The organism is Citrobacter sp. Colony219 (assembly GCF_019382635.1).
GTDB lineage: Bacteria > Pseudomonadota > Gammaproteobacteria > Enterobacterales > Enterobacteriaceae > Citrobacter > Citrobacter youngae.
In genome coordinates this window covers 4,106,825-4,116,846 of record NZ_CP080033.1, presented here as the reverse complement: position 1 = coordinate 4,116,846, position 10,022 = coordinate 4,106,825, and the positions used below count along the sequence as shown (strand labels likewise).

At 54.5% G+C, this 10,022-nt stretch carries 10 protein-coding genes; 4 read left to right on the top strand and 6 right to left on the bottom strand.

The features are described from left to right. The first annotated feature begins 110 nt into the window (after nucleotides 1-110). Nucleotides 111-1,031: an agmatinase gene (gene speB, locus JTI85_RS18365; RefSeq protein WP_200044874.1), complete on the top strand. Its 921-nt coding sequence runs from the start codon at nucleotides 111-113 to the stop codon at nucleotides 1,029-1,031. A 196-nt stretch (nucleotides 1,032-1,227) separates the two neighbouring features. Here the strand turns inward: speB and JTI85_RS18360 are convergent, their stop codons facing one another. Next, nucleotides 1,228-1,986 (bottom strand): M48 family metallopeptidase, encoded by a 759-nt coding sequence (locus tag JTI85_RS18360; protein WP_003027053.1) that lies wholly within the window; start codon nucleotides 1,984-1,986, stop codon nucleotides 1,228-1,230. 279 nt (nucleotides 1,987-2,265) lie between these two features. On the opposite strand from JTI85_RS18360, the gene tkt reads away from it, so the two are divergent. Further along, entirely contained in the window at nucleotides 2,266-4,257 is a 1,992-nt protein-coding gene (gene tkt / locus JTI85_RS18355) for a transketolase (RefSeq protein WP_048213189.1), read from the top strand. A gap of 60 nt (nucleotides 4,258-4,317) precedes the next feature. Here tkt and JTI85_RS18350 read toward each other — a convergent pair whose 3' ends face one another. The 5 genes from JTI85_RS18350 to JTI85_RS18330 are packed head-to-tail and all read right to left on the bottom strand — an operon-like array spanning nucleotide 4,318 to nucleotide 7,363. Further along, entirely contained in the window at nucleotides 4,318-4,968 is a 651-nt protein-coding gene (locus tag JTI85_RS18350) for an ABC transporter ATP-binding protein (protein WP_200044873.1), read from the bottom strand. Then, complete coding sequence (locus JTI85_RS18345; protein ID WP_200044872.1) at nucleotides 4,962-5,639, bottom strand: ABC transporter ATP-binding protein; 678 nt, start codon at nucleotides 5,637-5,639, stop codon at nucleotides 4,962-4,964. Before JTI85_RS18345 ends, JTI85_RS18350 begins: the two co-directional genes overlap by 7 nt. After that, nucleotides 5,627-6,334, bottom strand: a complete 708-nt coding sequence (locus tag JTI85_RS18340) for an energy-coupling factor transporter transmembrane component T (protein WP_200044871.1) — start codon at nucleotides 6,332-6,334, stop codon at nucleotides 5,627-5,629. Before JTI85_RS18340 ends, JTI85_RS18345 begins: the two co-directional genes overlap by 13 nt. Then, complete coding sequence (locus JTI85_RS18335; protein ID WP_003027040.1) at nucleotides 6,335-6,913, bottom strand: ECF transporter S component; 579 nt, start codon at nucleotides 6,911-6,913, stop codon at nucleotides 6,335-6,337. Nucleotides 6,914-6,937: 24 nt separating this feature from the next. After that, nucleotides 6,938-7,363: a PPC domain-containing DNA-binding protein gene (locus JTI85_RS18330; RefSeq protein ID WP_071697479.1), complete on the bottom strand. Its 426-nt coding sequence runs from the start codon at nucleotides 7,361-7,363 to the stop codon at nucleotides 6,938-6,940. A 374-nt stretch (nucleotides 7,364-7,737) separates the two neighbouring features. Between JTI85_RS18330 and epd the strand changes: the two genes are divergently transcribed. Next, on the top strand, nucleotides 7,738-8,766 hold the full coding sequence (gene epd / locus JTI85_RS18325) for an erythrose-4-phosphate dehydrogenase (RefSeq protein WP_003027035.1): 1,029 nt from the start codon (nucleotides 7,738-7,740) through the stop codon (nucleotides 8,764-8,766). A gap of 39 nt (nucleotides 8,767-8,805) precedes the next feature. Further along, on the top strand, nucleotides 8,806-9,969 hold the full coding sequence (pgk, locus tag JTI85_RS18320; RefSeq protein WP_003027032.1) for a phosphoglycerate kinase: 1,164 nt from the start codon (nucleotides 8,806-8,808) through the stop codon (nucleotides 9,967-9,969). The last annotated feature ends 53 nt before the right edge of the window (nucleotides 9,970-10,022 follow it).

The following is a 10,022-nucleotide window of genomic DNA, read 5'->3' as shown; positions in this document are numbered from 1 at the left end:
TTAAGGCGATAATTCGCCCATACAAGTAGTCACGTAAATCAATCCCTTCCTCGTCGGGCTTAACGACGCGGAGGGGATTTTTTTTCACCGATTTTAAAAGAGGTCAGTACATGAGCACCTTAGGTCATCAATACGACAACTCCCTGGTTTCTAACGCCTTTGGTTTTTTGCGTCTGCCGATGAACTTCATGCCTTACGACAGCGACGCCGATTGGGTGATCACCGGCGTACCGTTTGATATGGCAACGTCAGGTCGCGCGGGCGGCCGCCATGGCCCGGCGGCGATCCGTCAGGTATCCACCAACCTGGCCTGGGAGCACAACCGCTTCCCGTGGAACTTCGATATGCGCGAGCGCCTGAACGTGGTGGACTGCGGCGATCTGGTTTATGCGTTCGGGGATGCGCGTGAAATGAGTGAAAAACTGCAGGCGCATGCTGAGAAGCTGCTGTCTGCCGGAAAGCGTATGCTCTCTTTTGGCGGCGACCACTTTGTTACGTTGCCGCTGCTGCGCGCGCACACTAAACACTTTGGTAAAATGGCGCTGGTGCACTTTGATGCTCACACCGACACCTACGCGAACGGCTGCGAATTCGACCACGGTACCATGTTCTACACTGCGCCGAACGAAGGTCTGATCGATCCGAATCACTCTGTGCAGATCGGTATTCGTACCGAGTTCGACAAAGACAACGGTTTTACCGTGCTGGATGCATGCCAGGTTAACGACCGCAGCGTTGATGACATTATCGCTCAGGTTAAGCAGATTGTCGGTGATATGCCGGTATACCTGACTTTTGATATCGACTGTCTGGATCCGGCGTTTGCACCGGGAACCGGTACGCCAGTGATCGGCGGCCTGACGTCCGATCGCGCGATAAAACTGGTACGTGGTCTGAAAGATCTGAACATCGTCGGGATGGATGTTGTTGAAGTGGCTCCGGCCTACGATCAGTCAGAGATCACCGCACTGGCGGCGGCAACGCTGGCATTAGAAATGCTCTATATCCAGGCGGCTAAGAAAGGCGAGTAACGGTTTCGGGCTATTTTACTCGCCATTTTGAACCCGGGCAGTGCTCGCCATCCTCACGTACTACGTGTACGCTCCGGTGGCTGTGCGCTGTCCGGTCTCAAACTGGCTTCGCCAATAACGCCCGATCGCTGGACTAAATTTGTCATTCTGTAGGCCGGATAAGGCGTTCACGCCGCCATCCGGCACTGTTCGAAGATTACTTGATCCCGTCTGCGCTCATGCGATCGCGAATATGTTGCGCACGTTCTGCGGATGCCGGGTGATCGTCAAACATTGAGCTTTGACGTCCTGCTTCAAGTTTTGCCAGTTTCTCAAAACTGGTGGCTAAGCCAGCCGGATTGATCCCACGTTTGCGCAACAGATCATACGAGTAATCATCCGCCTCGGATTCCTGACGCTGGGAGAACTGCGAGTTCACCAGTTTCTCGCCAAGATCGCCCAATTGCGACTGCGACAGGCTGCCGACAATACCGCCAGCGGAAGCCGCAGCTGCGCGCACGGCGTTCGTACCCAGCGCAACCTGCATCCCTTTTTTCACGTGACCCAGCGCAACGTGACCCATTTCGTGGCCGATCACCGCTTCGACTTCGTTGTCGGTCATCATATCCATCAGGCCGCTGTATACGCGGATACAGCCGTTCGCCATGGCAAAGGCATTCACATCTTTCGCCATATACACTTTGTAGTTCACCGGCTGGCCGTTAATGTTATCGCCAAGCGCGGCGGCGATTTTGCCAAGACGCGTTGCATACTCGCTGCCAGCCGGGGCGATGGTAGCTTTGCTGTCCATATCCTTACAGGCCTGATCGCTCAGCGCTTTTACCTGCGCATCGCTCAGACTGTAGGCCTGAAAAGCCTCCGCGCCTGAGGAAAGCAGTCCGTTTGAGTCCATGTTCTGGCAGCCGGTCAATGCCGCCGCCATGCTCGTAGCAAGCAGTAAAGCGCGAATTTTCATTTTTTCTCTTCCGCACAAGGTCAGGATTATTCTAAAAAATGCGTCGTTTACAGGTGAACCGACGCTCGGCCTAAGTATAAAGAAAAGAACAATAAGCGGGCGAGAAGATTGCGCAACTTGCGCGCATGATCCAGAGATTTCTGAAGCGGCAAAAGGATGCTCCATGTACATGACACGCGGCTTGGGTTACATTGTTGGCACTTTTTTCCGGCGTAGCCCAAAACGCGCTGTCGTCAAGTCGTTTAGGGCGTGGCCTTCATTATCCGATCTGGAGTCAAAATGTCCTCACGTAAAGAGCTTGCCAATGCTATTCGTGCGCTGAGCATGGACGCAGTACAGAAAGCCAAATCCGGTCACCCGGGTGCCCCGATGGGTATGGCTGACATTGCCGAAGTCCTGTGGCGTGATTTCCTGAACCACAACCCGACTAACCCGTCCTGGGCTGACCGTGACCGCTTCGTGCTGTCTAACGGCCACGGTTCAATGCTGATTTACAGCCTGCTGCACCTCACCGGCTATGATCTGCCGATGTCCGAGCTGCAGAACTTCCGTCAGCTGCACTCTAAAACGCCGGGTCACCCGGAAGTGGGTTACACGGCGGGTGTTGAAACCACGACCGGTCCTTTGGGTCAGGGCATTGCGAATGCAGTGGGTATGGCTATCGCTGAAAAAACGCTGGCGGCGCAGTTTAACCGTCCTGGTCACGACATCGTTGACCACTTCACCTATGCTTTCATGGGCGACGGCTGCATGATGGAAGGTATCTCTCACGAGGTATGTTCCCTGGCTGGTACGCTGAAACTGGGTAAACTGGTTGCGTTCTACGATGACAACGGCATCTCTATCGATGGCCACGTTGAAGGCTGGTTCACCGATGACACCGCGAAGCGCTTCGAAGCTTACGGCTGGCACGTGATTCGTGGTGTAGATGGTCACGATGCTGACGCCATTAAACGCGCTGTTGAAGAAGCACGCGCAGTGACCGACAAACCCTCCCTGCTGATGTGCAAAACCATCATCGGTTTCGGTTCTCCGAACAAAGCCGGTACCCACGACTCTCACGGTGCGCCGCTGGGCGATGCAGAAATCGCACTGACCCGTGAACAGCTGGGCTGGAAATACGCGCCGTTCGAAATCCCGTCTGAAATCTACGCGCAGTGGGATGCGAAAGAAGCCGGCCAGGCAAAAGAAGCCGCATGGAACGAGAAGTTTGCTGCTTATGCCAAAGCTTTCCCGCAGGAAGCTGCTGAATTCACCCGTCGTATGAAAGGTGAAATGCCGTCTGACTTCGACGCGAAAGCCAACGAATTCATTGCTAAGCTGCAGGCTAATCCGGCGAAAATCGCCAGCCGTAAAGCGTCTCAGAACGCGATTGAAGCCTTCGGTCCTTGGCTTCCTGAATTCCTCGGCGGCTCTGCTGACCTGGCACCGTCTAACCTGACTCTGTGGTCTGGTTCTAAGGCCATCAACGAAGATACTGCCGGTAACTACATCCATTACGGTGTACGTGAATTCGGTATGACCGCGATTGCCAACGGTATTTCCCTGCACGGTGGTTTCCTGCCGTACACCTCCACCTTCCTGATGTTCGTGGAATATGCCCGTAACGCGGTGCGTATGGCTGCGTTGATGAAACAGCGTCAGGTGATGGTCTATACTCACGACTCTATCGGTCTGGGTGAAGATGGCCCGACTCACCAGCCGGTAGAGCAGGTTGCTTCTCTGCGTGTGACCCCGAACATGAGCACATGGCGTCCGTGTGACCAGGTTGAATCCGCAGTAGCATGGAAATACGGTGTTGAGCGTCAGGACGGCCCGACCGCGCTGATCCTCTCCCGTCAGAACCTGGCACAGCAGGAACGTACCGCAGAGCAGCTGGCGAACATCGCTCGCGGTGGCTACGTGCTGAAAGATTGCGCGGGTCAGCCGGAACTGATCTTCATCGCCACCGGTTCTGAAGTTGAACTTGCCGTGGCTGCCTGGGACAAACTGACCGCTGAAGGCGTGAAAGCGCGCGTGGTTTCCATGCCGTCTACCGATGCATTCGACAAGCAGGATGCGGCTTACCGTGAATCCGTACTGCCGAAAGCCGTCTCTGCTCGCGTCGCTATCGAAGCTGGTATTGCTGACTACTGGTTCAAATACGTGGGCCTGAACGGCGCTATCGTCGGTATGACTACCTTTGGTGAGTCTGCACCGGCAGAACTGCTGTTTGAAGAATTCGGCTTCACCGTAGACAACGTGGTCGCGAAAGCAAAAGAACTGCTGTAATTTCGATTACAGGTGAAAACGGGTCGCTCAGGCGGCCCGTTTTTTTGCTTATCAGGGTAGTTACGTGCGTAGCTGACCTGCTTCAAGACGTACTACGCGCGAAAAATGGCGCTGCGTAAATGCAGCGTCATGACTGATCGCCACAACGCTGGCGCCACGTGTACGACACACTGCCAGCCAGTTTTCGAAGACGCCAAGCCAGTGCGTATCAAAGTCCCGGCTGGGCTCATCCAGCAGTAGAATAGCGGGTTTGAGGGCTTCCAGACTGGCGACGGCAACCATACGTCGTTGTGCAGTATGCAGATCGAGCGGGTGCGCGTCGGCGACATCCTCTAACTGACATAATTGCAGCGCCGCCATCGTGCGTTGCGCAATTTCAGTCGCCGGAAGCTTCTGTAGCCGTAATCCGAAGGCCACTTCCTCTGCAACCTTGCTGTGAAAGATTTGATTCTCCGCCTCCTGAAACAGTACGCCGAGCACCCTGGCGCGCTCCCGGTTTTTCAGTTGCGCAATCGCACGATTTTGAACGGTTATTGTGCCGGATGAGGGCGTCAGTAGCCCGGCCATGATGCGCAAAAGCGTGGATTTTCCTGCGCCATTATCGCCCGTTAGCGCCAGCCATTCCCCCTCCTGGAGTTCCAGCGAAATATTGCGTAAACAGTCATCGGCGGCGTTCGGCCAGCGATAGCTGACCTGGTTTAGCGTTAGCATAGTGATGACAATGCTCCGTCGAGTAGCTGCCATGCCTGCTGACAGTAGCTGAGAAAAGGTGAAGGGTTGCGTTCGAAAAGTATCACCAAAGCGTGCTGTTTCTGTGCCCACTGCTGCAGTCGCGCCAGCAGCATTGCCGTGGCTTGCGCCGTCAGGCGACTGAACGCTTCATCCAGAATCAATATTTTCGGCTGCATGGCGAGTGCGCTGGCAATGACTACCCGCTGGGTTTCCCCGCCGGAAAGGGTGCCGGGATGACGATGGCGCAAAGGCTGACATTCCGTCAGCGTAAGGGCGGCATCTATGCGCTGCATAATTTCAGTCTCGGTAAGGCAGAGATTTTCCGGGCCAAACGCCACTTCTTCCTCCACGCTGAAAGTACAACCTGAAAGCTGCAGGTAAGGTGACTGCTGCACAAGCTGGATGGTACTCGACTGCTCGACCAGCGATAGTTGCCCGATGGGATTACCCAGTAGCGCGCCTGTGCCCTCAATTTCTCCCGGAAGGAAGTCGGGGTACCAGCCAGCCATCAGCTGTGCCAGCGTACTTTTCCCGCTGCCGTTCTCACCAAAAATAGCCACTATACCAGGCCTGGCGTAATGGAAATCGTAACAGGCGGATGGCCGCATAGCGTGCGTCGGAATATAGCGAAACTGCTCTAACGTAACCATATCCAGACTCCTGTCTCAACCGCCATCAGAACCACCATACCGTAGCGGGCCAGACGTTGTAAGGTGCTGTCTGGCGGCGCCCACAGCGTGGTGCGAGTGCGATGCAGGCGAAATCCCCGCATATCGAGCGCTGCACCGCGAACGGCCAGGTCATTGAGCGCGTTATGGGTGAGCGGCACAATCAATGCCGGCATAGCGCGTAAACGTTGGTACCAGGACTCATCCAGCGGTACGCCACGTGCGCGCTGAGCCTCGTGAATAATCGCCAATTGGCGTTTGAGCTGTTCAACCACCAGCAGCGGGCCTGCGAACAGATAGGCAACGCCTGGCGGCAGGCGTGAAGCAAACAGGGCGCGCATAAAGCGCGCAACCGGCACGTACTGCATCCACATCTGCGATGTCGACACAATGGCCAGGATCCGCAGCCAGAGCGTAACGGCATCGCCCCAGCGTTCTGGTGTGCGCGGCTGCCCGCTAATCCACTCGGTAAGCCATCCGCCGTGTACCAGCCATAGCCCCAGTCCTAAGGGGATCATCAGCCAGAGTACGTATTTCGCCCGCGACCGCGTAGCCTTCATACATAGCAAACCGACAAACGTCGCGGCGCTGTACAAGCTGAGCGGCACTCCGGCTGGCAGCAGGAGCGTGGAGCAGGCGGCAAGCGCCCACAGAGTTAACGACGTAAACGGATGCATTTAGCGCACGGCAGACATCGTAGGGAAATGGCGCGTGGTGCGCAGCGGAAGTTGTCGCAGCAGCACCCAGACGATGATTGCCGTGAGGATTTTATCGACCAGATTCGCTCCGATGACGGTGATGGCGACGGACTCCACCAGGTTCTGACCGACCGAGTGCATCCAGGCGACAAAAAGATCCGCACCGCTGCCGGTGACACCGCCGAACAGAGTCGTGCGAATCGGCACGGCAACGAGGGTCACGGCAAGCGTGATAATTACGCCGCTGACCACGACTTTGGGTAAGGTGCGAAACCATCCTGCCCGTGCCAGCCAACCGGCGACCAGTCCAATAACCATGGCAACGGGCGCAAAGGCGGCGGCGATCGGATCGGTCAGTAATCCCCACAACAGGTTAGTGAGTAATCCGGTTAGCATCCCCACAACCGGACCTAACAGCACCGCGCTGATCAACGTGCCAATCGAGTCGAGAAAAATAGGTAATTTCAACATGCTGATAAGCTGCCCACCGACCATGTTGATGGCGATAGCAATGACAATAAGAACCAGAGACTGGCTGGAAAATTGGCGACGCGCCATAAAAGACCTCGTATAAGTGAAGCGTTAGCGGGATGAAATAACCAGTTCGTCATAACCGGAAACGGCGCAGGGCTGACGGCTGAATGCCAGAGACGTCAACTCGCCAATCACCAGTTCCAGCGTGGTTCGTACGGTACAGCCCGGCATCATGTGTCCGCCCAGCATCGCGCCGTGTGGGTCAGCAACCGCCAGATGGAGATGCTCGCCGGTAAGTTCCAGCGTGCCGTTCAGAGAGATAATTTCCCACGTACCCGTAAGTAATGTGGTTTCTTCACGTCCGGCGAAGCGCAGAGCAATATTGGTCAAACTGCCGGTGCAACCCGCTATCCAGGCTGCCTGTAGTTGATGCTGCTGGATAAAAGCGTGTAGCGCTGAAAAGACTTCCTGGCCCGGTAATAAACGCAGCGCATGAAAGCGAGCTTCAGATGGATGGGGATAGAATGTTGCCATAGTTGAGGGACTCCGAGACTCGGACGTAGCGCTGATAATATAGACGCGGGTTAGGGAGCTTTCTGATATAAATCAGGATTTGTGACATGGCAACGAAATAATCTTGCTACGGTTATTCGTAATTCTGGAATATGGAATAAAAGTTGCGTTGAAGGACGTTAAAATGTGACGTAAGTCAGATAACTGTGTTCTGTTGCTGGACAATCATTCCTTTTATTCCGCGTTTCGCTTATTCTAGCTGAAGCGTTTCAGTCGATTAAATGTTCGACAATTAACCAATTAGTCGCAGTTTGCGACAGGTAAGGTTTCCCTGAGCGATTTGCTGCATTACTCTGTCTGCCACATCGTTTCTGAGAAATCCTTGCAGGAGACCTATGACCGTACGCGTAGCGATTAATGGTTTCGGTCGCATCGGACGCAACGTGGTTCGTGCTTTATATGAATCCGGGCGTCGGGCGGAAATCACCGTGGTGGCAATCAACGAACTGGCGGATGCTGCAGGCATGGCGCATTTGTTGAAATATGACACCAGCCATGGGCGTTTTGCCTGGGATGTTCGTCAGGAACGAGACCAGCTCATCGTTGGCGATGACGCGATCCGCATTCTGCATGAGCGAACGCTCGATGCGCTTCCGTGGCGCGAACTGGGTGTCGACGTTGTGCTGGATTGTACGGGGGTCTTCGGCAGCCGCGAACACGGCGAGGCGCATATTGCCGCCGGCGCAAAGAAAGTGCTCTTTTCACATCCTGGTAGTCACGACATCGACGCAACCGTTGTGTTTGGCGTTAATCAGGATCAGCTGCGCGCTGAGCACCGGATCGTTTCCAATGCCTCCTGCACCACGAATTGCATAATACCCGTCATCAAATTGCTGGATGATGCTTACGGCATTGAGTCTGGTACCGTCACCACGATCCACTCCGCGATGCACGATCAGCAGGTTATTGATGCTTATCATCCTGACCTGCGCCGCACGCGAGCGGCCAGCCAGTCGATCATTCCGGTTGATACCAAACTGGCGGCGGGCATCACGCGAATTTTCCCGCAGTTTAACGATCGTTTTGAAGCGATTGCGGTGCGTGTACCGACCATAAATGTGACGGCGATCGACTTAAGCGTGACGGTGAAAAAACCAGTAAAAGCCAGTGAAGTCAACCAGTTGCTGCAAAAAGCAGCACAAGGTGCATTTCATGGTATAGTTGACTATACGGAATTACCGTTGGTCTCAGTAGATTTTAACCACGACCCGCACAGCGCCATCGTTGATGGCACGCAAACGCGCGTGAGTGGCGCTCACCTGATCAAAACGCTGGTCTGGTGTGATAATGAATGGGGCTTTGCTAACCGTATGCTCGACACGACGTTAGCGATGGCTGCTATTGGTTTCAGGCTCGACGCTTGAGCGTCGACAAAACTTTATGAATCAACGAGAGGATTCACCATGTCTGTAATTAAGATGACCGATCTGGATCTGGCTGGTAAACGCGTTTTTATCCGTGCGGACCTGAACGTACCAGTTAAAGAAGGGAAAGTAACCAGCGATGCGCGTATCCGTGCTTCCCTGCCAACCATCGAACTGGCCCTGAAACAGGGTGCTAAAGTGATGGTAACTTCCCACCTGGGTCGTCCTACCGAAGGCGAGTACAACGAAGAATTCTCTCTGCTGCCGGTTGTTAACTATCTGAAAGATAAACTGTCTGCTCCGGTTCGCCTGGTAAAAGATTACCTGGACGGCGTTGAAGTCGCTGCCGGTGAACTGGTTGTTCTGGAAAACGTTCGCTTTAACAAAGGCGAGAAGAAAGACGACGAAGCACTGTCCAAAAAATATGCTGCTCTGTGCGACGTATTCGTTATGGACGCTTTCGGTACTGCTCACCGTGCGCAGGCGTCTACTCATGGTATCGGTAAATTCGCCGATGTCGCTTGTGCAGGTCCGCTGCTCGCTGCCGAGCTGGATGCACTGGGTAAAGCACTGAAAGAACCTGCTCGTCCGATGGTTGCTATCGTTGGTGGTTCTAAAGTTTCTACCAAACTGACCGTTCTTGATTCTCTGTCAAAAATTGCTGACCAACTGATCGTTGGCGGTGGTATCGCGAACACCTTCGTTGCTGCTCAAGGTCACAACGTGGGTAAATCCCTGTACGAAGCAGATCTCGTTGACGAAGCTAAGCGTCTGCTGACCACTTGCGACATCCCGGTCCCAACCGACGTTCGCGTTGCAACTGAATTCTCTGAAACCGCACCGGCTACCCTGAAATCCGTTAGCGATGTAAAAGAAGACGAGCAGATCCTGGATATCGGCGACGCTTCTGCACAGCAGCTGGCTGACATCCTGAAGAATGCGAAAACCATTCTGTGGAACGGCCCGGTTGGCGTGTTCGAATTCCCGAACTTCCGCAAAGGTACTGAAATCGTTGCTAATGCCATTGCAGACAGCGAAGCATTCTCTATCGCAGGCGGCGGTGACACCCTGGCAGCAATCGACCTGTTCGGCATTGCTGACAAAATCTCCTACATCTCTACTGGCGGCGGCGCGTTCCTCGAATTCGTGGAAGGCAAAGTCCTGCCAGCAGTAGCCATGCTCGAAGAGCGTGCTAAAAAGTAAGACTTTAATGGGCAGGGAAACCTGCCCAATTATTAGCGCGCTTTAGAGCGCGC

Coding starts and splice junctions, on each gene's coding strand:
- speB (WP_200044874.1), top strand. CDS start 111: ATGAGCACCTTAGGTCATCAATACGACAACTCCCTGGTTTCTAACGCC.
- JTI85_RS18360 (WP_003027053.1), bottom strand. CDS start 1,986: ATGAAAATTCGCGCTTTACTGCTTGCTACGAGCATGGCGGCGGCATTG.
- tkt (WP_048213189.1), top strand. CDS start 2,266: ATGTCCTCACGTAAAGAGCTTGCCAATGCTATTCGTGCGCTGAGCATG.
- JTI85_RS18350 (WP_200044873.1), bottom strand. CDS start 4,968: ATGCTAACGCTAAACCAGGTCAGCTATCGCTGGCCGAACGCCGCCGAT.
- JTI85_RS18345 (WP_200044872.1), bottom strand. CDS start 5,639: ATGGTTACGTTAGAGCAGTTTCGCTATATTCCGACGCACGCTATGCGG.
- JTI85_RS18340 (WP_200044871.1), bottom strand. CDS start 6,334: ATGCATCCGTTTACGTCGTTAACTCTGTGGGCGCTTGCCGCCTGCTCC.
- JTI85_RS18335 (WP_003027040.1), bottom strand. CDS start 6,913: ATGGCGCGTCGCCAATTTTCCAGCCAGTCTCTGGTTCTTATTGTCATT.
- JTI85_RS18330 (WP_071697479.1), bottom strand. CDS start 7,363: ATGGCAACATTCTATCCCCATCCATCTGAAGCTCGCTTTCATGCGCTG.
- epd (WP_003027035.1), top strand. CDS start 7,738: ATGACCGTACGCGTAGCGATTAATGGTTTCGGTCGCATCGGACGCAAC.
- pgk (WP_003027032.1), top strand. CDS start 8,806: ATGTCTGTAATTAAGATGACCGATCTGGATCTGGCTGGTAAACGCGTT.